At 55.8% G+C, this 24,632-nt stretch carries 18 protein-coding genes; 5 read left to right on the forward strand and 13 right to left on the reverse strand.

The annotated features are described in order from the left end of the window. Nucleotides 1–15 precede the first annotated feature (15 nt). From asnB to Q1A75_RS14695, 5 genes are all read right to left on the reverse strand, one after another. Nucleotides 16–1,968 carry an asparagine synthase (glutamine-hydrolyzing) gene (gene asnB / locus Q1A75_RS14675; protein ID WP_299552952.1) on the reverse strand — a complete coding sequence of 651 codons (1,953 nt, stop codon included), beginning with the start codon at nucleotides 1,966–1,968 and terminating at the stop codon, nucleotides 16–18. A 66-nt stretch (nucleotides 1,969–2,034) separates the two neighbouring features. Continuing rightward, a complete protein-coding gene (locus tag Q1A75_RS14680; RefSeq protein ID WP_299552949.1) occupies nucleotides 2,035–2,868 on the reverse strand; it encodes a CpsD/CapB family tyrosine-protein kinase in 834 nt (277 codons plus the stop codon). A 27-nt stretch (nucleotides 2,869–2,895) separates the two neighbouring features. Then, nucleotides 2,896–4,434 carry a Wzz/FepE/Etk N-terminal domain-containing protein gene (locus Q1A75_RS14685; RefSeq protein WP_299552947.1) on the reverse strand — a complete coding sequence of 513 codons (1,539 nt, stop codon included), beginning with the start codon at nucleotides 4,432–4,434 and terminating at the stop codon, nucleotides 2,896–2,898. Next, on the reverse strand, nucleotides 4,431–5,327 hold the full coding sequence (locus Q1A75_RS14690) for an AAA family ATPase (RefSeq protein WP_299552944.1): 897 nt from the start codon (nucleotides 5,325–5,327) through the stop codon (nucleotides 4,431–4,433). The genes Q1A75_RS14685 and Q1A75_RS14690 overlap by 4 nt, the downstream gene beginning before the upstream one ends. Nucleotides 5,328–5,488: 161 nt before the next feature. Next, complete coding sequence (locus tag Q1A75_RS14695; RefSeq protein ID WP_299552941.1) at nucleotides 5,489–6,784, reverse strand: glycosyltransferase family 4 protein; 1,296 nt, start codon at nucleotides 6,782–6,784, stop codon at nucleotides 5,489–5,491. Nucleotides 6,785–7,277: 493 nt separating this feature from the next. On the opposite strand from Q1A75_RS14695, the gene Q1A75_RS14700 reads away from it, so the two are divergent. After that, nucleotides 7,278–8,057 (forward strand): VPLPA-CTERM sorting domain-containing protein, encoded by a 780-nt coding sequence (locus Q1A75_RS14700; protein WP_299552938.1) that lies wholly within the window; start codon nucleotides 7,278–7,280, stop codon nucleotides 8,055–8,057. Between the two features lie 194 nt (nucleotides 8,058–8,251). Here Q1A75_RS14700 and Q1A75_RS14705 read toward each other — a convergent pair whose 3' ends face one another. The 8 genes from Q1A75_RS14705 to Q1A75_RS14740 all read right to left on the reverse strand — a co-directional run bounded on the left by Q1A75_RS14705 (nucleotide 8,252) and on the right by Q1A75_RS14740 (nucleotide 17,165). After that, nucleotides 8,252–9,451, reverse strand: coding sequence for a glycosyltransferase family 4 protein (locus tag Q1A75_RS14705; protein WP_299552935.1), 1,200 nt, complete (start codon nucleotides 9,449–9,451; stop codon nucleotides 8,252–8,254). After that, nucleotides 9,442–9,960, reverse strand: coding sequence for a glycosyltransferase family 61 protein (locus Q1A75_RS14710; protein WP_299640295.1), 519 nt, complete (start codon nucleotides 9,958–9,960; stop codon nucleotides 9,442–9,444). The genes Q1A75_RS14705 and Q1A75_RS14710 overlap by 10 nt, the downstream gene beginning before the upstream one ends. Nucleotides 9,961–10,496: 536 nt before the next feature. Further along, nucleotides 10,497–11,612 carry a DegT/DnrJ/EryC1/StrS family aminotransferase gene (locus Q1A75_RS14715; RefSeq protein ID WP_299552929.1) on the reverse strand — a complete coding sequence of 372 codons (1,116 nt, stop codon included), beginning with the start codon at nucleotides 11,610–11,612 and terminating at the stop codon, nucleotides 10,497–10,499. 386 nt (nucleotides 11,613–11,998) lie between these two features. Beyond that, nucleotides 11,999–13,414: a mannose-1-phosphate guanylyltransferase/mannose-6-phosphate isomerase gene (locus Q1A75_RS14720; protein WP_299552926.1), complete on the reverse strand. Its 1,416-nt coding sequence runs from the start codon at nucleotides 13,412–13,414 to the stop codon at nucleotides 11,999–12,001. A 70-nt stretch (nucleotides 13,415–13,484) separates the two neighbouring features. Further along, entirely contained in the window at nucleotides 13,485–14,357 is an 873-nt protein-coding gene (locus Q1A75_RS14725) for a hypothetical protein (RefSeq protein ID WP_299552923.1), read from the reverse strand. 51 nt (nucleotides 14,358–14,408) lie between these two features. Beyond that, nucleotides 14,409–15,209, reverse strand: a complete 801-nt coding sequence (locus Q1A75_RS14730) for a WecB/TagA/CpsF family glycosyltransferase (protein ID WP_299552920.1) — start codon at nucleotides 15,207–15,209, stop codon at nucleotides 14,409–14,411. Next, nucleotides 15,209–16,078, reverse strand: coding sequence for a hypothetical protein (locus Q1A75_RS14735; protein WP_299552917.1), 870 nt, complete (start codon nucleotides 16,076–16,078; stop codon nucleotides 15,209–15,211). The genes Q1A75_RS14730 and Q1A75_RS14735 overlap by 1 nt, the downstream gene beginning before the upstream one ends. Nucleotides 16,079–16,082: 4 nt before the next feature. Then, nucleotides 16,083–17,165, reverse strand: coding sequence for a Gfo/Idh/MocA family oxidoreductase (locus Q1A75_RS14740; RefSeq protein WP_299552914.1), 1,083 nt, complete (start codon nucleotides 17,163–17,165; stop codon nucleotides 16,083–16,085). Between the two features lie 464 nt (nucleotides 17,166–17,629). On the opposite strand from Q1A75_RS14740, the gene Q1A75_RS14745 reads away from it, so the two are divergent. From Q1A75_RS14745 to Q1A75_RS14760, 4 genes are all read left to right on the forward strand, one after another. After that, complete coding sequence (locus Q1A75_RS14745) at nucleotides 17,630–18,235, forward strand: polysaccharide biosynthesis/export family protein (RefSeq protein WP_299552911.1); 606 nt, start codon at nucleotides 17,630–17,632, stop codon at nucleotides 18,233–18,235. Continuing rightward, nucleotides 18,198–19,619 (forward strand): hypothetical protein, encoded by a 1,422-nt coding sequence (locus Q1A75_RS14750; protein ID WP_299552909.1) that lies wholly within the window; start codon nucleotides 18,198–18,200, stop codon nucleotides 19,617–19,619. Before Q1A75_RS14745 ends, Q1A75_RS14750 begins: the two co-directional genes overlap by 38 nt. 33 nt (nucleotides 19,620–19,652) lie before the next feature. Next, the gene (locus Q1A75_RS14755) at nucleotides 19,653–20,918 is read left to right on the forward strand and encodes a glycosyltransferase family 4 protein (protein ID WP_299552907.1); all 1,266 of its coding nucleotides are present in this window, start codon (nucleotides 19,653–19,655) and stop codon (nucleotides 20,916–20,918) included. Between the two features lie 313 nt (nucleotides 20,919–21,231). Further along, a complete protein-coding gene (locus Q1A75_RS14760) occupies nucleotides 21,232–24,165 on the forward strand; it encodes a hypothetical protein (RefSeq protein WP_299552904.1) in 2,934 nt (977 codons plus the stop codon). Nucleotides 24,166–24,632 lie beyond the last annotated feature (467 nt).

The following is a 24,632-nucleotide window of genomic DNA, read 5'->3' on the forward strand; positions in this document are numbered from 1 at the left end:
CGCTCTATGCCCTACCTAGTTGCCCATCGGGCCAAATTCTTCCAGCCAAGCCTGGAACATAAGCACATTCCATAATTGCAGCCCCCAATTGTGGCTGCCCTGCTGGTGCTGATCCCACATCTGACGGATCAGAACGGACTCCAGAAAACCCTCGCGCGCCAGTCGGTCGGGTGCAATCAACGCTTCGGCCCAGTCGCGCAAGCCACCGCGAAGCCAGAGCCCAATGGGCACTTCGAACCCCATCTTGGGCCGTTCGATCAACTCTCGCGGGACATGGCGATAGAGTACCTGACGTAAGAGCCATTTCGACTTCCCGTCGCGGATTTTCATGTTGATCGGTAGAGGCCAGATGAATGCTGCCACCCTATGATTCAGAAGAGGTGCTCGACTTTCCAACGCCACGGCCATCGTTGCTCTATCGACCTTGGCCAGGATGTCGTCCGGCATGTAGGCCAGCATATCAAGCTGCATCATCCGTTCAATATCGGTCAGGCCGCCGCGCAGGGGCAGGTGGTCGGCCAAGATGGAAGGTGGGTTTGTGCCATTGATCACGGCAGCCTCCGGAAAGCGCCAGACCGACACCATCTTGCGGTGCAGTTCATCGACGTTCCGGCTGCGGGCATAATTGGCAATACGGTGCAGGCGCTGACCGTTGGGTTCCTTGCCTTGCGGCGTGGGTCGGATCGGTTCCATCAGGGTATTGAGCACCCGGGCTGGCACGGCGCGGATGGCTCCTGCACCGAGGCTGCGGAGTGGTTGGGGCAGGGCGCGCAGGATCTTAAGAAAGCTCGCTCCCTGGCGATAGCGGTCGTATCCGCCAAACAGCTCATCGCCCCCGTCCCCTGACAGTGCCACGGTCACGTGTTCGCGGGCCAGCCTGGCCACCAAGTGGGTGGGGATTTGCGAGCTGTCGGCAAAGGGTTCGTCATACATCACCGGCAAGGCAGGGATCACGTCGCGCAGATCGTTGTCGCCCACGTAAAGCTCGGTATGATGAGTGCCAAGATGCTTGGCGATGGCCTTTGCAAACTCTGCCTCATTGTAGCGCGCTTCATGAAACCCGATGGAAAATGTATGCACTGGCCGGTCTGACAGGTGTTGCATCAGCCCCACGATGGTCGAGCTGTCGATGCCGCCTGACAGAAATGCGCCCAATGGAACATCCGACATCATCTGATTGCCTACCGCGTCCAGTAACAGCGCTTCGAGTTGATCAATCGCCTCCTGGTCCGAGGGCGCGGGCCCTTTGGGCGCAGTAGCCACAGCCCCTCCGTCCCAATAGAACTGGCGGTGTGGCTCGGGGGTGCTTTGTGACAGGGTCGCCATCTCGCCCGGCCGCAGTTTGTGCACACCTGTGTAGATGGTCAAATCTTCGGGCACATGGCCATGGCGCAGCATCGCCGTGAGTGCATCGCGCCGCACTGTACCCTGAAAGGCGGGATGGGCACGGAGGGCCTTCAGTTCAGAACCAAAGAGGAATGCAGTCCCCTGCCAGCCGTAGTATAGTGGCTTTTCCCCCAGCCGGTCACGGGCCAGAGTTAGGGTGCGATCCTTGCGGTCCCAAAGCGCAATGGCAAACATGCCCTCTGCGCGGGCCAAGGTATCCTCAAGGCCCCAGGCCGTGACGCCTGCCAGTAGAACCTCTGTGTCAGAACTGCCACGCCAAGGTGGTGCATGACCGGCTTCTTCCAAATCTCGCCGCAAAGCGGCGTGGTTGTAAATTTCGCCATTGTAAACAATCTGATAGCGGTCGCAGGCTGACACCATTGGTTGATGGCCTGCTGGTGACAGGTCCACGATGGCCAGCCGCAAATGACCAAGGCCAACCCCGGCTTCGGGGTCAACCCACAGTCCCTGACTGTCCGGGCCACGATGGGCAATGGCATTCATCATTGCCTTCAAATGTGGCTCGGATCGCGCTCTGTATTCAGACTGTCCGGAGAACAAAAATCCGGTAATGCCGCACATATCTAAATTGTAACCCTAAAATAAACTGGAAATATTCGTGGTCCGCGTGGACCGGAGAAGAACTGTTTAATTGATGTCATTGGCGGATAGTGCGCTCCGGCGACACCCGTTTAGTGCAACACCCAAGACATTGGTATTCGCGGCAACTTCGGTTTCGCAGCGGTCCAACAGGCGAAAGCGGGTCTGCTCGGCGCGCGCAACAATCAGCGCGCAATCAACATGCTTCAGAAAAGCCAGGGCCTTGTCCGATGACAGTGCAGAAGGCAGGTCAAAGATCATGATATCAGGGGCAAAATTCTGTTGCATCTCGTTCAGAAAGCCAACTGTTCGGTCCATCATCAGATAGCGTGTGGGGTCCCGTTCAGGGTGAGGCGAGACGGAAACTGCTACGTTGTCGGTCACGCGGACGGCTTGTTTGGCAAACTCAACGTTCCCGATAATTACTTCTGGCAGGCCATAGCGGATCTTGAGATCAAAAAACGTGTGGACTGAGGGTGATCCAAGATCGAAGTCGAAAAGCATCGAGCGCATGCTCGATTGCCGAGCCAAACCCAGCGCGAGATTGCATGCAAGGGTTGTCTTGCCACTGTTGGGTTCGGGCGAGGTGATGGCAAGCCGGGTCCAGCCGTTCTGCTGCATCTGCAGTACGATCTTGGTGCGCAAAATATCAAAAGGCGTGGCGTCGGTGGTCGCCTCACGCGATACGATCCGATGGCGGCGCAGCACGGCCGGTGCCAGATCCACGCGCTGCAATGCATCCCATGCTGGTGTGGGGCCGTCCGGAGCAGGGGTCTTGGGCGTTTGCAGTCGCCGGGGTGTGACCGGGGTAGCAGTTGCCGAAAGACTGGTCTCTTGACGGGTGATGCGAGCCTTGGCGAGGGCTGCCTGAAGCTTTTCCATGTGATGATTACCCCCTACATCCGCTGCTCATGCGAGTCCCAGCTGGGCCAGGACCCGGTTCGCGATGATTTCGAGCGGCATGAACTCAGTATGCACATAATATAGAGCAGCAGGCACGCCCACGATGACGGCGGTCAACGCTGCCATCTGCATGATCCTGCGGCGCCAGCGTTCAGCTCGACTGTCCAGGTAAGGGATGACACCTATGGGCATGATCTGGAACCGCGATTGCAGCTCCGCCGGATGGCGTACCTTCTGGTTGAGAATTTCAAGCAGCACGAAATAGGCGAGAGCGAGCCCCATGCCGATGGCAGCCCCCATTGCCGCAATGCGCTTGCGCGGAGGTCCCGACGGTTCTTGTGGTACGCTTGCCCCCTCGATCAGGCTGATCCGCTGACCCTGGGCGTTGATTTCTATACGCTCCGCCATGCGGGCTTGATTGAGGTTTCCCAGAACCGTGTTGTACCGCACGCGGGCGCTTTGCAGGTCCCTGTCCAACCGCTCCAGCGTGATGGAATTGGTGGCCGTCGCCGCAATCGCGCGGGCCAGTCGCTCGAGCTCATCATTGACGCGTGTGATTTCCAAGTCGATCTGTTCGACCCTCTGATCCATCTCCGCCAGTGTGATATCCAGAAATGAGGGTTCGAATTCTTCTTCGTTATCGCCTTCTCCTGGTTGGGAACCTGCGATGCTGAGCTCGAGCTGTTTGATCTGACCACGAAGCTGAACAACCCGTGGGTTGGCCTCGGAGTATATCGTTAGCGCTTCTGCCAGCTGCACTTCCAACTCTTGCACGCGAAGCTCTTCAGGGGAAAGTGTTCGGCGGGTGTTATTGCCCAGGCGACCGGTCGCCTCGAACACGGCAATCATCTCGCTACGCTGACTGACAATCGAAGCACGGTCTTGTTCAAGGCGCCCCACACGCTCTTGCAGTGTGGATTGGCGATCCTGCCGATAGAGCAGGTCCTCGGGCAGTGCATCTACGTTCTGGTTCTTGAAGGCGATGATGCGATTGGATTGGGTGTCTATCTCGGCTGCAAGCCGCTCCGCCTCCTGTTCAAAGAAGGACAGTGTATTCTCCGCGCGTTCGCGGCGGAATGAGCTGTTGGCTTCCAGAACTAATGTCACATAGTCATTCACGACGTTGGCTGCGGTTTGCCCGCCCGAGGCTTCAAAGGTCAGTGACATCAGTGTGGCTTGACCCCGGCCACCGCTGCGAAAGATACGGGTGCTGTCCCGCATACCTTGCACAACTCTATCCGGTGTCATCGCGCTCATGTTGTCAAACACTTGATATTTTTGCGCGATCTCGATGAGATTGGCGCGGGTCATCAATTGCTCCTGGATCAGTTGCAACTGTTCTGCCGCTTCTGTCTGAACCATCGAGACCACCATTTCGTCCGGTATTTGCGGCGGATCAACTTGCAGGCGGGCGGTAGATTCATAGGTTGGCGGCAACTGGAATGCGATTATGACCGCAAGGCAAGAGCATAGCAGAAACAGGGCCATCATTGCTGGCATGCGGCGTATGAGCAGTGACCAGTAAAAACGCAGCGGAAGGTTCATTCGGCGGCCTCCCCCGGGAAGCCATCAGGTACCACAGTATACCTATTCGACAAAAAAAACTGGTGCGCGGGTGCCGACAAGATGACCCCATCGGCCAGAAGCTCGTCAACCAAGCGCTTTTCTACGACCGTTGTATCCGCACTGACCGCATAAACCAAAGAAAGATCACATATCTTATTGATCTCTCTAGGTATTCCCCCGCTGACCCGATGTATTTCCATCATTGCAGCTTCGGTAAATTCCTCGCCTGTTCCACCTGCATGTTGCAACCGCGAACGGATGTAGTCGCAACTGGTAGTGTGATCCATCGGGTCCAGGTGATAGCTGACCGACACACGCTGTGCGAATTGGCGCAGTTCCGGTCGTGCAATGACCTCCCGCAACTCGGGTTGGCCCAAAAGTACCAGTTGTAAAAGCTCGTCTTTACCCGAGTTGATATTGGTGAGCATCCGTAACTCTTCGAGCGTCTCCGGCGACAAGTTCTGAGCTTCATCTATAATGAGCAGGACCGACAATCCGGCTGCGTATTGCTCTAGTACGAAATCAACGAATTGTTGGAACAACGAGACATAGTCCGCCTGCGGCTCAGCAGGTTGATCAAAGGCGTTCAGCACCCAACGCAGCAGTTCGCCTCGCCCCCCTTGTGCATTGGAGATAAGCCCAACCACCACGTCATTTGGAATCTGGGAAATGAGCTCTTGCAACAGTGTGGTTTTACCTGCGCCTACTTCCCCGGTAAGCACGGTGATAGGCGCTTGCGTCATCAGGCCATACTCTAAGACAGAAAAGGCACGGGTATGGCCCCGGGACCAGAAAATAAAATCAGGATCGGGCAGCAGCGCGAAAGGACGCTCCCGGAACTGGAAGTGCTTGAGGTACAAATCCGCTTTCAAGGGTCTACCCAAATAAATTAGCCTAGCGCAGCTACAAAATTAACTCACATAAGAGTGCGCGGTTATATCACTTGATCCGCCAGAATTATAGAGCTGCGCGGTACATTTACGGTAAGTGTGGCATAGAACTACGGCAAAATCGCGGCTTTGTCATGCAAGCATTACGCGCTTTCCCGCGTCGCGAGAGGGTCGGGTTTGCCTTGGCTATGACCAAGCACCCAGTCATAGATTTCGATGATCTGTCTTGCCTTGGCCGACCAAGTGAAATGCTTCAGAGCCAGGGACTGTGCAGCTTGCCCAAGTTTTGGCAATACAGTTGGATCAGCCGCAATGTCCTCAAGTTGTTTTTGAAGCGCTGCGATCACCGCAGATCGATCGTCAATAGCCACCTTGAACCCTGTTCCCGGCACAACCAGTTCACCTGGTCCACCATAGTCCACGACGAGAGGCACGACACCCAGTGCCATTGCTTCCAACACCACACCACCGCCAAATTCACGAATACTGGGGAACGTTAGAAGATGGGTTTTGGCAGCAATCCCCTGTACCGTTTTGTGATCGACCCAACCATGAAACGTGATCGCGTCGGCAACGCCCAATCGATCCGCCAGCGCGCGCACCTCTGGCATCATTGGACCATCCCCGATCATGTCGAGCATCATGCGACCGTCCTTCAAAAGCGGTGCTGCGGCTTCAACAAGCATGTCAGTCCCTTTGCAAGGGTCCATGCGGGCAATGAAACAGGCGCGCAACGGCAACGTCCCTGGTTGCTCTGCCGTCTGATTGAAACGTGCAGGGTCGATGGCATTCTCGGGCAAGTGCACGCATTTGTGGTGATGGGCCGAGGGGATCTCTCGGAAAGTCGATTGAGAGCCTGTGATTATTGCGGACGCAGCGCTCAGCATGGCTCTGCGGCCCGGAACAAGCCGATATGTCCAGCGAATATAAGACAGCCAGTCCCGTTCACGCCGTCTTTCGCGTTGAAAACCCTTTGGCCAGGGCACACCGCCATTAAGGGGGCCCACGACAAAAGGCACACCCGCCTTCGCGCATTTCGGCGCGAGCGAACTGTTGGCTGATTGGGACAGCGGCGTGACACGGTGTACTACATCATACTTACCGGCCATTATGTCTGCACCGAATTTTCGCCAGACCAGACGCTCGAAGTAGGGATAGGTCACGGCCGCAATTGCCGTTGTTCCGGACCAGCCCAATTTTATTTTCTGGGAAAGCGCGTACATCGGGCCAGCCAACGCTTCTGTATCGATGGCGGTGAAATCGACACCTTCCACCCACCCCGCGCGCACGATCGCATCGCGGTTGCGTACCTGGGTTACGAGATGCGCATCGGTCGCATCATGCAATGCCGAGGCAAGAGACCAGCCAACCAACGGCACGCTTGTCCATTCCGGATTGGCCGCTTCTGCAATCACGAGAACCCGGTGTTTGCGCTCCATCTCGTTCCCACCTTTTGAATGTTTGTGGAACGCACAGCCCGTGCGAGTGTCAAAGGTCTAAAGTCAAATACTTGGATTTGGTGACATAAATCGTTCTATTCGACAAGAGGTGTGACCTGCAGACAGTCGCGAAGTTAAGGCCGGATAACTCACTTGATGCGCCGCCTGTCAAAAGATGGGACTCGCGTCACCCTCATCGGAACACTGCGCAGATGTTCCGAACGCCGCCAACTGCCTTCCGTTGTATATGTCATACCATCAATGAGGCAGCTCATTTGGAACGGGCACGCACCGCGCCTCTGGCGGAACACTCTGATTCTTTTGATGAACAATGATCAATGCACTGATTCGTTCACAATCCAGCGTAGCGGATCGGCAACCTGAGGTAGGAGATACGGGGGTGCGCCCCACCCACCCCCGTCAATTATTCAACTGATGCGTGAAAAAACTGTCTTTATCAGGTGTTTGCCGGATTCCGGACTTGGATCAACGCATGACACCCATTAGAGTATGGAACTGTATAGATGGCGTTATAGATCGTCTGGCATTGTATGAAGTGGTACGAAAAATGAGTTTGAATTTATTCAATAGTATTAAGGCGGGTGCGGTCGCCGTAGCGATCACATGCGTCGGATCTGCAGCAAGCGCTGTCACAATTAACTTCGACGTTGATCGGTCTTACACGTCACTGACAAACACGTACACCAGCACAGATGACTCAGTGAGCGTTGAAGTGGACGGCGTACGCGTTAATGGTGGCGGGACACTTGGCAGCAACACGAATAATTTCTGGACTGCAAGTTGGAGCGACAACGGCTCGGGCGGCGGTTTGGGTGTTTACACTTGCAGCTGGTCCAACTTGTGCGTGGACAACGGCCAGATCGATGGCGGGGGTCCAAACGAAATGGCAATGATCGACTTTGGCGATCTGATAGTTGAGATCACTTCGATCACGTTCTCATTCTGGGACAGCAATGATACGTTCGCTTACGGCGTTTACGACGACGCAGGACCCGGTGCGACGCCCGTCGTGTATGATGACAATGTTGGCGGCAGTGCCAGCAATCCTTATACGTTCGGATTTGGTAGTGGTGATCTGCAGGGTTCCATAATTGGTTTCGGTGTCGACAACTGGCGTGATAACTTCCTTCTGCAAAGTATCAGTTTTGATGTGATCGCAGCAGTACCTCTTCCGGCTGGTGGTCTTCTGATCTTGACTGGCCTGGGCGGGCTGGCGCTGATGCGCAGACGTCGGAGCGTTGCAGTCGCCTAAATCGGAAAAAGAACTCAAGAATTGGGGCCAGCCTTTGAGCTGGCCTTTTTTTATGCCTTGTTCATTGTCCCGCTTGCAGCGGCACCTTCTGCTCTAAGTGGGAGGGTTCAACTTAAGGGATGGCCTCACGGTATATCCCATCCCTGTCTTCGGGTTTTGTGTCGGCTCGGTGAACGTGCAGCTGTGATTGCGCGTTAGATCTGTGTCTGTGGCATGGCGATTTGCATCAAATGTGCGATCCGCCGTTCCTCTGTCCTTTCAAAACAGTGTTGCAGCGCGAAATCGCGGGACAGCTGTGCCATCTGTGCAATTTCGTCTCGTGCCGTGTGTAGTCGGGCTATTTCTTTGGCCAACGCTGAGCTGTTCTGTAAAGGAACACTCCAACCCGCATCCGACTTGCGTAGAACGCCTGCCCAAGCTTCATTGGCATAGCCAACAATCGGTGTCCCGCATGACATGACCTCGGGATAAGTGCTGGATGGGTCGCCTTGCGGGTGGCAGCAAACAAATAGGTCCGCCTTTTCGCGGAGAAAAGGCACCCAGCCCGTTTTGAAATCCATCGATGGGCGCAACCGTATGTTAGGGTCACCCAAGGACGAAACCTCGCTCTGCAAAGCCTGCTCCAAGGGACCACTGCCCACGATATCCAGCGTGAAGGGTACATCAAGATCGCGCAAAGCACGGGCCACTTTCGGCAGATCCAGAACACCTTTCATCGCCACGAGGCGCCCACCAAATACAAGTCGCAAGGGCTCGCCTTCCTTAACTCGTCTTGCTTTGGCGGCGAGATCAGCCTCGGAAATGACGTGCGCATCACGCACCCGATTATCAAAGAAGAGATGGGCGTCGGGAACCAAAGTCCTGTAATGATCATAAGTAGGCGTTCCGCTGCACTGCAGCCCGGCAGCATAATTGCGCAGTATATATGTGCGTGTTTTTTCAGCCCATCGGATCCATAGCTTGCGCCTCAATCTCAACACCGGATTCGCTGTTGTGGCATCCACAATCTGCGCCTCTGTCTTGGGTGTATATTCACTGGTGAAAACAATCGGCACCTGGATCTGGTGGCATATCTCGGCCGTTTCAGCCTCCTGAGGCGCGAGATGGGCCAATACGGCCGCCGCGTTGCGTAGTCTTTGACACAAACCATCTCGCGTCTTTGGGCGACGTTCGAGCGTCGGCGATGACGCCTTCAAATCGATTTCGACCAAATCCATTTCCGAGTTCGGCTCTTTATCCACGGCGATCAAGGATGTCACATTGCCGGGCCACAGCTTTTCAAACTCGGCAACGCCGTCCAGGTACTTTTGCGTCAGAAAAAGTGAACCACTTCCGTCCTGATGCGCCGCAAGGCTTGGCAGCAGGATTAATTCCGACTGCTGTGTCATGCGCATGCCACCAAATCCAGAATATGTTTGAGATCGTCAGGGTCGACGGTAAACCCATCTTGCGCCGGGTGACCAACGATGAAAGCAAACCCAAGATCCAGTCGGTCGGTAAACTCCTTGTATGGCAGGGCAAATCGATCCGGTGGCTGAATGACGACAAGCGTGCCCATATCGGCCAGCGTATACATCGTATGGGCCAGATGGCTGCCCTCAACGCCAACAATGATCGGTGCATCAAGCAAGCGTTTTACAATCTCATCGGCGGTCAGTTTTGCCGGCTCGACAATATCAAAACCCATCCCTGAAAGAAGTTGTTCAATGACTGCCTCGTTTGCAACCACGCGTCGCTCTCCCGTCGCCCCACGCTTGAGGTAGACCCCAGTTGGCGCGCTGGTGCTCAAATCTTTAAAGTAGTCCCTTAGCCGCTGTCGTAGTTGCCTATAGCGGGCCGCTTTTGAACTGTTTTGGGCGTAATCCGAATATACAGTCAGCTCATCGATCCGCGCAGCCGCCATACGGGGTGGACGGGGCAGGGACAAGATCTTGCGGTAACCTGCCTCGTGTTCGTACGTGTTGGTGGACACCGTGATGCATGGAGCCCCTTCAGGCGGCAAGAGGCCCAAGGGCAACTCATCACGCATGTAACTTCCAAAGTAGTGACTGCCCGCCCATTGAGACATCATATGAACCGCCTCGAACCTCTGCACAGGTCCTGCTTCGTTCGCTGGATGTCGCTGCGTCCTGAATCCGGGCTGTGCCTTGGCTGCGCCGCAGTAGAGAAAGGCGCCGCGCAGGTCTACGTTCCTGATTAAATATGCCCGCGAGGCCGCATGGTCTGCCCACCCACCCTTTACAAGAAATTGCTGCCGTCCCCAATCACACCAGGGCGAGATACCCGTAACCCGTTCCATTGACCCATCCAAATGGATGGCGGGTGGAACTTCCACTGTTTCTGCCGGGCAGATCTCCCAACTGTGATCCGCTTGCGATAACAAATCCCTTCCGCTGCCCGCCAGTAATCGCCTGATGCCCCACTTCAGATAGGGCGTATTCAGGCGCATGGGTCGCAAATGCAAGCAATGACCCTGTCCTGATCCTCGGGGGCTAGGTCAGGATAGAGCGGCAGGCACAACACTTGTTCTGCCGCCGTCCGCGCGGCCTCTAAACCGTCGGACGACGCGTCGCGATACATCGGAAGGTCTGTCAAAAGGGGATAGAAATAGCGCCGCGCCTGAATGCCCGCATCCTGCAGTTTCTGATATAAAATATCCCGTGACATCGGATAGTTCGCACCCACCAAGATCGGAAAGGAGTAGTAGTTCTGTCCTTCCCGGTTGGGTGGACAAACACATCGAATGCCCGGTATCTTTGAAAGTCGATCCCAATACCGCCGCACAACCTTGGCTCTGTTCTCGATATCTCTAGCCACGTAAGGCAATTGCGCGAGGCCAAGCGCTGCATGAATTTCACTCATCTTGGCATTGAGTCCCAACGCTTCAATGTGCGTTTGATCCACGATGCCGTAGTTGCACAGTCGGTCGAGTGCCTGTTTGGTCTCAATATCGTGCGATATGATCGCCCCACCCTCAAAGGTGCTGAAAACCTTGGTGGCATGAAAACTGACTACGGACAGATCGCCATGTCGCAACAAACTGCCATCTTGGTCAGAGGCGCCAAAGCAGTGTGCCCCGTCATAGACCACAGGGATTTTGTAGCGGGCACCGATCTCGGCTAAAGCCGCGACATCGCAAGGATTGGCATAGCAATGGACCGGTAAAATCGCACGGGTGCGCGATGTAATGCGCCTTTCGACATCACTAGGGTCCAGATTCAACGTTTTGGGATTAATATCAGCAAAGACAATGTCATGCCCAAGCCAGCGGGCTGCATGTGCGGTGGCTACGAAGGAAAAGGCAGGCGTTATAATTTCGCCCTGATCAGCGCCCAGACTCCGCAACGCGACCATGCAACCCAATGTAGCGTTGGCCACAAGCGAGACATGCGGCACATTCAAGTAACGCTCAAGATCAGCTTCAAAACGTTGCAGGATGGGGCCGCGATTGGTCAAGAAGCGGCTATCCCAGACTTCTCTCAGAAGATCCTCGATATCATCGCGCGGCGGCAAGGTAGGACGCGTGACATATAATGGATCTTGAGACACCAGCATTCCTAGAAACAGCACAATTTATTTTTAATATTCCCCGGTTATACAACGTTCCTAATTCTTGAGCGAGATAAAATGTCGTGCCACACTGCTTCTGACGCTTGGGAAGAGGATAGTGGTTTGCCACCGTCTTTTCATAGCGGATTGTGTCAGAGATATTTGTTGAGGCGCATGCTTTCAGTGTTCGACGCTGCAATGTTCTTCAGTCCCCGGGCGCGCCCAAACAATGCATGTGAGATTTTCAAAAGGATTAACTATATGTTTTTAATATAACTTTTTGACAGAGGGTTTGACGTTCAACCGTCAATCTTGCCGGTAATGATGGTTATGTTATTTTTATTGAGGCAAGCTTAACATGCGCTGAGTTCTGCACTGGATGCTCGAAATGCTTACCCTCGCGCGTAGACGTCTTCGTAGCGAATGATATCGTCTTCTCCGAGGTAGCTGCCTGTTTGTACCTCGATCAGCACCATGGGTACTTTGCCAGGGTTTTCCATGCGATGCTTGGCACCAAGAGGGATGTAAACGGACTCGTTTTCGCTTACAAGTTTGACCTCCTCATCGATCGTCACTTGGGCTGTACCTTCGACAACAATCCAGTGTTCAGAGCGGTGATGATGGCTTTGCAGGCTCAAGGCGGCTCCGGGATGCACATGGATGCGTTTGACCTGAAAGCGCTGGCCGATCACAAGGCTTTCAAACCAGCCCCAAGGACGATGATCTTTGGGGAATGTCGTCGCCTGAAGCGCTTGTTTTTCCTTAAGGGCGACGACGGCATTCTTCACATCCTGAGCGCGAGATTTGTCGGCAACAAGCACTGCATCGGGCATGGCTACCGCAACGATATTGTCCAGGCCGATACCCACAAGTTCAAGTGTTTCGACCTCGGATCGCAACAGCGTATCGTGGCAATCAATGGCCGTGGCCCCGGTTGAGGTGGCCACACCGTTCGCATCGGGACCCGTTTCACGCCACACAGCGTCCCAGCCACCCAAATCGGACCAGCCAGCGTCGAAGGGCACAACGCTTAAATTGCTGGCGCGCTCCATGACGGCATAGTCGATCGAGATTTCTTCGGTCTTGGCCCAAGGCTCCGGCGCGAGCCGCAAAAAGCCCAAATCCGGTTCAGCCATTTCAAAGGCTGCGCGCACAGGCGCCATGAGAGCGGGCGCATGCGCTTCGAACGCGGCAATGATATCGCAAGCACGAAATAGGAAGATCCCACCATTCCACAAATGCCGCCCATCGGCCACCATGGCCGTGGCGCGTTCCATATCAGGCTTTTCAACAAACCGGGTAAGCGGAACCGGCGCACACCCCTGCGGAATATCGGCCAACTCCAGGTAACCATAGCCCGTTTCGGGATGGGTTGGCGCGATTCCAAATGTCACCAATTGACCGTTCTGTGCAGGTTCAGCCCCCGTATCCACGGCTGCGCGGAAGGCATCCGCATCAGGGACAACATGATCCGAAGGGGCGACCAGCATCAGTCCATCCGGATCACTTGACGCGACCTGCAAGGCTGCTGCCAGAATGGCCGGTGCGGTATTGCGACCTTCTGGCTCGATCAAGATCGCACCCGGATCAATGCCGATGTCGTGCAACTGCTCTGTCACGATAAAGCGGAAGTCAGAAGCGGTGACAACGACAGGCGCGGCATATTCCGGACCTGCAAGACGCCGCGCCGAGGCCTGAAACAATGTCTCTTCACCGAGGATCGCAGCAAATTGCTTAGGATAGGACTTACGGCTCAACGGCCAAAGACGCGTGCCAGACCCCCCGCAGAGTAAAATGGGGGTAATCATGGTTTGTCCTTAGAGGTTGAATGCATCTGAAAAGACATCATGCACTTCCTTTCGCCAAAGCGCCCTTTCCTCAACGCGCTGCCTTCAGCTTGAGCAGGTCCTGAAGGTGTTCTTGACGCTCACCGCCCACGTATGTGTTGTATGCAGGGTGCTCAAACAGGTGCGCATAGTAAATCTGGAATCGATAGGCCAAGTGATCAAAACTTAGCAGGTTCTGGTTCCGGTGAATCTTGACCGCGTCCTGTTTCGCATTGAATTCGTTGATCGCCAGAATTTGACCGTTATGAGGCCCGTACATCTCGGTTTCCGAGCCAAGTACGTCGTCAAAATACATGAACTGGCGTGGCAGGAAGGCATCGGGATGCGACTTGATCTTGTCATAGAGCCGGAAGCTTTCCCGGGTCGACGACCAGTAGTCGGTATCGTTGAAGATCGCACCGATCGGTGCCGGGTTATATTCTTCGATGAACCCGTCGATGCTGTCGCGGATATTGCCCAACACCAGCTTGGCTTGCGGGACACGTGCCTTGAGTGCAGGCACATCCATCCGGTACTGCGCCGCTGCGAACCAATAGGGCAGATCGGCCTCACCTTCGGGGTCCGGCATGCCTTCACCGGTATCAAAGCCATAGCAGTCGACCGTGACACCGGTCATTTTCTTCACCTCTTCGGCGAATGCGCACATGTAGACAAGACCATTGCCACCCGCGACGCCAAATTCGATGGCGGAAATCCGGTCATGCCCCAATCGAACGGCCAGTTCGGCTGCCTTTAGCATGCAGTAGGAGTAGTGCGGCCGCTCAACGACCTGCATGTCCATCTTGAACGCCGATGAATACTTCATGAAACCGTCTGTTGCGCGCACCATGGCGCGGACCGGCAACGCCAGCAGGGAACGCTGGAATTCCGGAGATACCAAAAAGCTGCCAATAAACTTCTTCATTACACTGTCCCAATGTTTTTCTTTAGTATGATGTGACCGGGTCTGTCGCTTCTATGTGTCCTTGAACGGATCCCTGTAGCGTCCCAGCTTTTGTTTCAGAACCGCCCACAAGAACGGCGGCTCGTGCACCACGTAGCGGTGAAAGCGCGCGCGGGGCTCCTTCAGCAAACGATAAAGCCATTCGAACCCCCATTCGGTGATCCAGGCCGGCGGGCGAGCAAAAGTACCGCTTTCGTAATCGATCGTGCCCCCAAGGGGCAGCCACAGCTTCACGCCGGGCATGCGAGCGCGGTACTTCATGATGAACTTTTCCTGCCGTGCCCCTGCCAGCCCGACAAGGCAAACCGTTGCGCCGCTGTCATTGATGGCCGCGATCATCCGGTCGATCTCGGCTGGGTCTTTGTCAAAGGCAAAGGATGGACTGTCCGTGCCCACGATCATCTCGCGCCCAACCTTGGCATTGATATTCTTTGCAGCAAGCTCGGCGATGCCGGGCTTCCCGCCACACAAGAACACGGTCATCGATGGGTCGTCCGCATAGCGGGTGTAGAATTTCGGGAAATAATCCGAACCGGAAACACGCTCGCGCACCGGAGTACCGAGCCACTTGGTGGCGAAATACATGATCTGGCTGTCACAGGTGATGACATCGAACTGATCCAGCAGATCGTAGAATTCGCTGTCCTGCTGCAGTTTCATGATCATGTCCACGTGCAGTGTCAGCATCACGCCCTCGCGGAATTGCTCCACAAGGTCATCCATGGAGATGTCATGCACCCAAGCGTTCAGCATCGGCACGCGTTTCATTTGTCCCAGACCCTGGTCCGTGTCCATGTTGCTCCCATCAGCCATCACACTGCCTCGCCCATATACCGATCAACCAATTCCTTTGTGCCCCGGATGTTACCTGCAGACGACGCGCCAAAGACAATACTTTCCACTCCGGGCAATTCAGAAATCCAGTGGATCGCCTCGTCTGCGGGGATCGCGCCAGACGCATAGACCGACATGGCTACCGCACGCACCCGTCCCGATTTGAGCGCATCAAGATACGCATCGAAACCGCCCGACATACGAAACCCGATCTTGTTTATGTTGGAACAGATGATCGGTCGCTTGATCCCTTCCTTTTCCAACGCATCCAGAAGGACAGGCATGTTCATGGTGATGTAGGCTGGCTCTGCACCCCAGCTTTCCCGCACATGATCATCAAAGATCTTGAAGGCCCGGGTGAACCCCATGCCAAGCAGCAGATCAGTAAAAACATTCTGGATGAACACAACAGGGGCCTTGGCGCCTTCGAACATCTTCATTTCCATGTCGATCAGCACCTTGGAGATGCCATCCACCTCTTTTGTGGCCAGTGCCTTGCCTCCTGCCAGCGCCGTCGACAAAAGGCCATCCTTGGGCATGAACTCTCGCAGGGCACCCACCATGCCGTGCTCGGTCACCGCGTTGGCATATTTGTGGGCATAAGGCATGCACGGATAGAATTGGAACTGACCGTACTTCACCGGATCCGCTTTCACCCGCTCGACCACCTCGGCGATGCGGTCGTGGGTGGTACACATGAATGTATGGATGCCCGCCTCATAGGCGGTGTCGAGCACGTCCATGATCGCATCGGTTTTCTGAAACCGCATGGCTTGGGCACGGGCCTTTTCCTCGGACATGTGGTTGATGCCGAAAAACTGGTTGTCGCCAAATAAAAGCTTGTCCATCGCCCTACCTCCCGAACCAACCGCGTTTCTTCACCGCCTCCGGCATCGCTGCACGCGCCTCGCCCACGGGCATACCGGTCTCGGAGTTTTCGATGATCATCGCCATGGTCTTGTCGGTCTGCGTGGCCGATGCAAAATCATTTTGTCGTGCTGTTGGCTCACCCGCTTGAATGGCGCTGACGAACTCGTCGAGTTGAGCGGAGTACTCCTCGCCTCGCAGATAGAACCAGCAGTCCTTGGTAAGTTCCGTTGTGTATTTCACCGTCCAACCGGCGTCATAGCCGTCCACGGGTTTGCGCAGATAGGCCTGACACTCCTGTCGATCCGCATAAAGCCGCCCGTTGGTACCGATCAGGCTGATCTTGGTCGACATCTTGCGGTGGCTTTCATCGGACCAGTTGACCGACAACTGAGCGGTCGGCCCGTCGCTCCAGCGCAGGGTCGAAAAGACCTCGTCATCAGTCCCTTCGGAAAACACCTTCCCCAGATGGGACCCAATTACCTGATCCGGTGTGCCGAAAAACCAGTTCAAAAGGTTCAGCGGGTGTGCGGCATAGTCATAGAGACATCCCCCGCCTTCGGCTTTCTCTGTCCGCCAGGTTGCCTTTTTCGAGCGCAGCACCACGGGACCGTAGGCCTCGGCCAGCACGTGGGTGATGCGCCCGATGGCGCCCGCTTCGATCAAGCGCTTCATCTCGCCAAAGGCACCCACATAACGATAGTGATAGCCTACCTGCGCCACGCGGCCCTTTTCCTTAGCCAGATCGGTCAAGCGCTGGCTGTCAGTCCAATTCAAGCAGAACGGCTTTTCGCAAAAAACGTTTAGACCTTTGTCCAAGGCGGCCGTAACCATCGGCGCGTGCAGACGCGACGGTGTTGCAATCACAACCGCGTCCAACGGCTCTTGCGTCAGCATGGTGTCAAAATCCTTGTAGATGGGCGTGTCTAGGTTCTTACCCAGCACATCGACCATAAAGCCCGCGCCATCGCAGGCGACTGTGTCCACGCCAGGATGCGCGTTGACCATAGAAAAATGGCTTAGGCCCATCTTGCCCAGTCCAACGACGGCAACTTTGAGTTTTTGCAAAACCTTGCCTTATCTCTTTGTTCAAAAATCTAATAAAATGCACGCTTCGAATATAGCGCTATTAACGTGAAGAAATGTATCTGTCATGCACATCGCCATGCAACTGTTATTGGTCAGTTTTATGACCACAAGATGAGCATTGCGGGGCGGCCGCTCGTGAATCGATTACCTTCTACACTACATCACGGGCAAATGGGCGTCCGTTACAACAGGCAGATACAGCCGTACAAGACACCCCAAATACCAGCCAGCATGGAAATCCCTGCCCTGTTATCGCAGTCCTGAAGGTCCTGCTCAGGTCACTTTGGGCCCGGATCACGCGCCAGTCTGAGCCCTATCCAGCGTGTCAAATAGAGAACATATGCCCAATAAACCCCGTTGGTAGGCGGAAACATGCTTTCCAGAAGGCGAAACTGCCCCTAGGACAAAGAAGAACGAGCATGGTCCGAACCGGGAACCAACCTGTGACGCGCATCATTTTTATTATTTCGCTGGCGTTTGCCATCGTATTTAGCACTTTGACCGGAGCCGACGCGCAAAGCAACTACCGCGTGCGCACGGGCGACACACTGGAAATTCAGGTGCTTGAGGATCCGAGCCTCGATAGGTCGGTGCGGGTGCTGCCTGACGGTCGCTTCAGCTTTCCGTTTGCGGGAACGTTGCGCGCCGCTGGGCTGACCACACCCCAGATCGAACGTAACATCCGTATTGCGATCGCCAGTAACTTTGCTTCTGACCCAAATGTATTCGTTTTTGTCGTACCGGAAGAGCGCGAGCCGCTCGAACCGCAAACGATCAACGTCTATTTGCTGGGCGAATTCAACACGCCGGGTCTTGCCGAAATGCCGCCCGGTACAACTATCTTACAGGCGCTTTCCATGGGGGGCGGTATGACACGGTTCGCTGCTGTCAAACGGCTGCAACTGCGTCGCACAGATCATAAAACGGGCGTCCAAACGGTCCGCAAAATTAATTACAAAGCCCTGGCTGAAGGGGCTGCATTGAGCAACGATATCGTGCTGAAGGACGGGGATGTCATTCTTGTACCAGAAAGACGCCTGTTCGAATAAGTCCCGCGAACAGGGTATTGGAGGCGCAGCGCTATATTGGGTGCGCCTGGTGGGAACAGGTTCGATTTGTAGTTTTGTACTGGCGTTCAACAGCCAGGCCCAAGACGTGCCAGAGGGCGCTCAACGCATTATCCTCGATCTCCGCAATGGCCTGGAGTGGTCGGACAACCCCGATTTGCTTGTCGATGGAGAAAGTCGTCTGATCAATCGGACGCGCTTGGATTTCTCACTGGAACGACGGGCATCCATCGACACGCTGACCGTGGGGCTGGGTGGGGATCTGTTGCTGGGCGAAGACAGTGACGACACCGTGGAAAATGCCGACGCGCGGCTGCGGTGGGACCGGGATGTCGGGCGGTCACGCCTCGGCCTTGGCCTCACCTTCGAAAGCACAGCGCTGGACAGCACTAGCTTTGCCACGGGCGAGAGCGTTGACAGTGTGGATTTTGACACCTTCGATGGCGGCACGCGTCGCAGCTCGGGGATCGTACTGGACGGCGCGTTCGGTATTGAGAGCCCTCTGGGCGCCAGCTACAGCCTGTCACAAACCCGCATCAGATATAGGGACACGGCCGACCCCTCGCTGTTGGATGCAGATCAGAGTGATCTGAGCTTTTCCATTACGGCTGCTGTGGATCGGACGACAACCGTGGGCCTCATCGGCAGCCTGTTCCGCTTTGACGAGAAAGGCGCCGGTGCCCTTGATACTCAATCGGTGCGGCTGGGCGGTGAGCTGCGCACGGAAATAACGCCCGCCCTTTCCGGTCGATTTGCCGTGGGTCAGCAAGAGACCGAGCAGTCCGGCGCCGAGACAAGTAGTACCGATGGTATTTTCGTCGATGGAGAACTCACCTGGATACGCCCCAACGGTACGGCCGGATTGGTGTTTGACAGCCCCATCGAAGCCAACGGGCGGCGCACCACGGTGCAAATCCAGAGGGAGCTGGAGTTGCCGCGCGGCGGGTTTGGCTACTCAGTGGGTCTATCCCGCGCCGAGGGGCTTAGCACCCGTCCACTCTTTGGCCTGAACTGGGAATATGAAATGCCGCGCGCCACGTTCACTGCGGACCTTTCCCAGACACCCACGACCACACGTGACAATGTCGAAACGATCAACTCGGTGCTCAGCCTGAATTTCAATCAACAGCTCAACACTAGAAGCTCTCTGGATGTGTTACTGTCGCTACGCGATGCTGATGAAGAGGGTATTGGGGCCAGCGACACGCGCCGCGTCGGGCTTGATCTAACCTATCGTCAGGACTTGGCCCAGGATTGGAACCTGGTTGGACAATTTTCGACAGTGCGCATTATCGAAACGGGAAGTGCCGATCGCAACGCCAACACAGTTTTCCTTGGGCTGGAGAAGCGGTTTGGCTGGAACTAGGCAAAGCGCGCCATGCCGCTGAAGGATCACGCCATGCCATCCGACTCCCCTGCCCTGCCCCGCATTGCCTATCTGACCGGGCTTTACCCTCTCGTTTCACTGACTTTCATCGAACGGGAAATCGCCGCTTTGCGGGCGTTAGGCGCCGAAATCCATACCGTGTCGGTGCGCGAAACCACGGAAAGCCAGCACAGCGGTCCAGAGGGTCGCGCAGCTGCCGCCTCTACCCATTATCTGCTGCGTGAGGCCAAGAACCCCCTGAAGCTGCTCACAGCGCAGCTGCGGCTCTTCAAAAACCCGTCGCGCTACTTCCAAGCCTTGCGAATGGCGTGGCGCCTGCGCAACCCCGGGCTGAAGTCGGTGATCTACCAGATAATCTATTTTCTGGAGGCCACCTTGATGGCCGACTTCGTTGATCTGCAGAACATCGGGCATATCCACAGTCACTTCGCCACCAACGGCACGATGGTGGCACTGTTGACCAAAGAACTGACCGGCGTACCCTACTCGTTCACCTTGCATGGGCCGGTTGACCTGTTCGAACCCGAAGGTTTGAAACTGGGTCCCAAGGCCGAGAACGCAGCGTTCGTCGCTGTGATCAGCCACTTTGCACGTTCGCAACTGATGCTCTTTGCGGACCGCGCGCACTGGAAACGCTTCCGTATCATCCATTGCGGTGTGGATCCCGCCCGCTATGCCGACGCCCCTGCCCTGCCAGAGGACGCGACTGGGTGCCGTCTGCTCTTTGTCGGGCGCTTTGATCCGGAAAAGGGGGTGCACGTGCTGTTCGAGGCGCTTGATACGTTGATGCCCACCCATGCGGGCCTGACTTTGACAATGGTGGGAGATGGCCAGGACAGGCCTGAATTAGAAGCCGCGGCCGCACGGTTCGGCGACCGTATCCACTTTACCGGCTACTTGGATCAGGCTGGCGTGGCTCAAGCGCTTGCCGAGCACGATGTGCTGGTCCTGCCCAGTTTTTCCGAAGGTCTTCCGGTGATTTTGATGGAAGCCCTCGCCAGCGCACGTCCTGTAGTGACAACCCAAGTTGCAGGGGTAGGAGAACTGGTCCAGCACGGGGAAACTGGTTTGATCGCACCGCCAGGAGATGTTCATACATTACGCCGCCACCTGGAAACACTCATCAAGGACAGCAGTCTGCGCGCGCGTATGGGCGCCGCCGGCCCGGCTGTGGTCATTTCAGATTTCAATGTCGCACAAGAAGCCGCAGAGCTCGCAAAACTGATCGCCGGGAAGTTGGGCGAAAATCCGCACCATACGGATACGGATTCGACCTGAATTACGGCAAATTTCGGCCTTGAGACCCCTTAACTAGCAAAACCTCGCCGAAACGACGCAAGTTCGTCCGCCCTCAAGCAACGCTGCCTTGCTCGGACCATTCATTGCCGTATTACAGCCATAATCTCGCGCTAAAAACAGCACGTTTGAGTAGTATCAGTTAACGCAGGGTCAGAGCAGTATCTGACAAAAAATAGCGCACCGTCGGCGCAGGCCGGTGCTGTGCGCAGGGAATCGGGGTTTGCCTTGGCAAGCCTCCAGGACACTTCTGCCGGTCGTTTGACGTCTGGCCTTGATACGAAAAGAGGCATCCATGCCGCTGACAGTTACAACGCAAACGACCGCCGAAATCTCTGGCGGACGCACCACAACACTGCAACCGGAAAACTTCGATACGGCGCAGTCGATCACTGTAATCGACAGCCCAGACCACGGACGGCTGACCGTTAATCCCGACAACTCCTTGGCGTTGGTGATGACAGAGACGGACTATACCGGATCGCTTGATTTCACGATCGAGGTGACGGATGCCAATGGTGCGACCTCACAGCAAACAATTTCAATGAACGTCGTCCCCGGCAGCCAGGCCGCCGGTTGGGCAACAGGCGCTGACCACTACATGCTGGAAACCGACGATGACGGCGAGTTGGTTATCGAAACAGGCGACAACCATCGTGAAGTCTTCGTCTCCGGCTCAGCAGACGCCTTAAGTGTTGCCGACATCGCTGCAGCTGAAGGGCTACAGGAATGGCAGATCACCGCACAATGGCTGACGGACAACCCGCAATATGGGTCCAGCGCCGATACCGCGCTGGACATGGATGCTGGCATGATGCTGTGGGGCGAACTGGTCGGCACAGGGTCCGAACCATCATCCCACTGGCTGCGCTTTGAGGCCGGCTATACCTACCAGTCGCGTGGAGAAGATATCTCGACCCGCGGCATTCAAGGCGAAAGCCCGCTGCACCCGGTTGTCATCACCTCTTACGGCGACGGTGAGCAGCCAGTCATCGAAGGCGATATTTACTTTATTGCCAATGATTTCAGTAATTTAGTTGTACACGACCTGCACTTTGTGAATACCGTTCTGGTAGCGGGTCCCGGTGACAACAGCAACAATGTGATCTTCGACTCCATAACAGGCACCCAAGAGGGCCGCCTTGTCGTGCAGAACGTCGACAGCTTCACCCTGCACGATTCCAACTTCTATAACTTGAGCCGGGACGAGCCCGTGCACGGTGGCACCTGGCACGCATTTGATGACCGGATTCAAGGCATCTACGCACAAGGTGGCGTCGGCCTTTTGATCGAGGGAACGCGCTTTACCGAGATTGGTTGGGAAGACGGCTATGCCTACGACCGCAGCGCAGACTCTCCGCAGGCACCCGGCATGTTCAGCCACGCGGTGTATGTGCAGAACGACAACCTTGATGTGACGTTCCGTGACAATATCATGGGACAGGCTTCGTCTTTTGGCGCACAAATCCGCACCGGTGGTTTCGTCGAAGACAACCTGTTTTTCGACAACAACGCCATGCTCAACGTACTGGGTGGTGGCGACGGTGGGCCGATCGGGCACTATTCCCTCGTGCAGGGCAATGTGGTGACGGATGCCGGATATCGTGACGCCGTAACGGCAGGCGCCTTATCTTTAGGAATCGACAATGACGGATATCAAACGGCCCTGATCGGCAATATCGTGGCACACTTGACCGATCCTGAAGCACCTTGGGAGTTGGACAGCCACTTTTACAACAACGGCGGGCTGAACAACCAGCAAACTGCATTCTACGACGACACGATCGTCTACAACTGGTTCAGCGGCGAAGACGTTCTGTATGACCGCGAAGAGTCCCATGACCGAAACGTGGGTGGGCTTGATCGAGATCTGCTGGATCAAACGACCATGAACAATCTGGCGCGCGTGCTCCTCAATGACCCCAATGCGACCACCGATGACCTGGTGCAATGGATTCAAGTCAACGAGGTCACGGCTGATGAACTCAACGCCTTCTTCCAAACCGCCTTTGGTATTCTTCCGACAGAGCGCACCGACGCCCTCGATGTTCGATTTGTCCCCGATGAGCGGGGCGACGGTGTCCGTTGGGACAACCGTCTGAACTGGGACAGCGGCGATATCGCTGGCAGTGTCGACGGTGACAGCGTCGATCTTGGTGGCAACCTCGTGATCTATGGCGGCACGCAAACCATCTCTGCGCTGGATATGGGCGAAAGCGGACGGCTCGAGATCTCGCATGGGCGGCTTGATGTCACCGGTTTGACCACAGCGGGCGCAACGGGGGGTGAAATTGCCATCACCTCGGCGGGCCAGGTCTGGTTGGGCGGTTACAACGGTCCAGGTGTTCTGAGCATTGCACAGGACGGTGGGCGCTTTGCGAATACCGGCTCAATCAACGGCAACGTCGACCTGGTTATCGAGAGCGGTCAAGCGATCCTGAGCGCCAATGGCGGAACCTACGTCGTTGGCCGGGACGAGGAACTGGTGATCGACGGGGCCGATGCTCTTGCCGGATTTGATGGCAGCGGTGCAGATCGCGGCACTATCCGGTTCGAAGCCGGGGCCGACCTAATCATCGCCAGCGACGGCGGTGGTCTGGGAAGCATTGCGGAATTCCGGTCTGGCGCTTTCGGCGATAATCCAAATGTGACATCTCGTCTTGAACTGGGTGGTCTCGACTTGACGGTGGACCTGACCCAAGCGTCCATGAACAATGGCAACTACTTGTTGATGACCGCGGACGAAGTTTCCGGTACCTTGGGCAGCTTCGACGTATTAGGTCTGGGTGGCCGCAGCGCGACGGTTACTGTGAACTACAACACCGATCAGGTCTGGCTTAACCTTGGCTCGGGCTCCGGGACTTCCATCAACACAATCGGGAGCGATCAGGATCTTGGAGACATCAATGGTCTCGACAGCGATGGCGCTGATCAGAGCAACGGCCTGAGGGGTTCCGACGCTCAAGGCAGCGATGACAGCGCTGACATGTTCGTTTTCTCGCAAGATCGCCGTGATGCGCCCACAGCAGTCGAAATGGACGCAGACGGTGCCAAGATGAATGAGGTGGACAGCGACTTTAGCCCCGCCGGCAATGCGATCACCCGTGACGACAAGGTCGAGGCCGAGGTACCGGCGCTTTACATGCACAAAAGTTTTGAGGACTTTTTGGCCGCGGAAGTGCTGGAGCATGCTGGCAGCGCCTTTGGCTGCTATCCTGATTTTATCTAAATCAGAAACTATCTTTGTACACTCAAGGAAACATCGGGGGCTGCAGCAAAAAATGCGCGGCCCCTGCCCTGTTTCCGGCACCATGTCGCTCGGCATTTATCGGGTTAGTTTAACGACACGCCGAGTACTCAAGAGACAGGTCCTTTTTGCAATCTGACTAGTAGGTAAGGCCACGGGGAGCACCAATCCTTGCCGTGTCGCCAACTCTGCGACAGCCAATCGTTCGGCAGCAAGCATACGTTTGTTCGTGTCTATTCCGCTCTATGAGTTGTCGCTACGGCTATTGTGGACGAGCCAAGCGCACCTTGCGCCGTCAGGCTCCGGGCTGCAGCTGTACTTGGCACCCTCGCAAGTGCTCGCAATATATGCTCGCGGCTTGAGTTTGCTCGGCCGCACGGGTCATGTATTCGGGCGTTGAGAAATACATATCCATCGTCAAACGCCGTGCGTCTTTTTGCGACGGTAGG

The organism is uncultured Tateyamaria sp. (assembly GCF_947504105.1).
Classification (GTDB): Bacteria; Pseudomonadota; Alphaproteobacteria; order Rhodobacterales; family Rhodobacteraceae; genus Tateyamaria.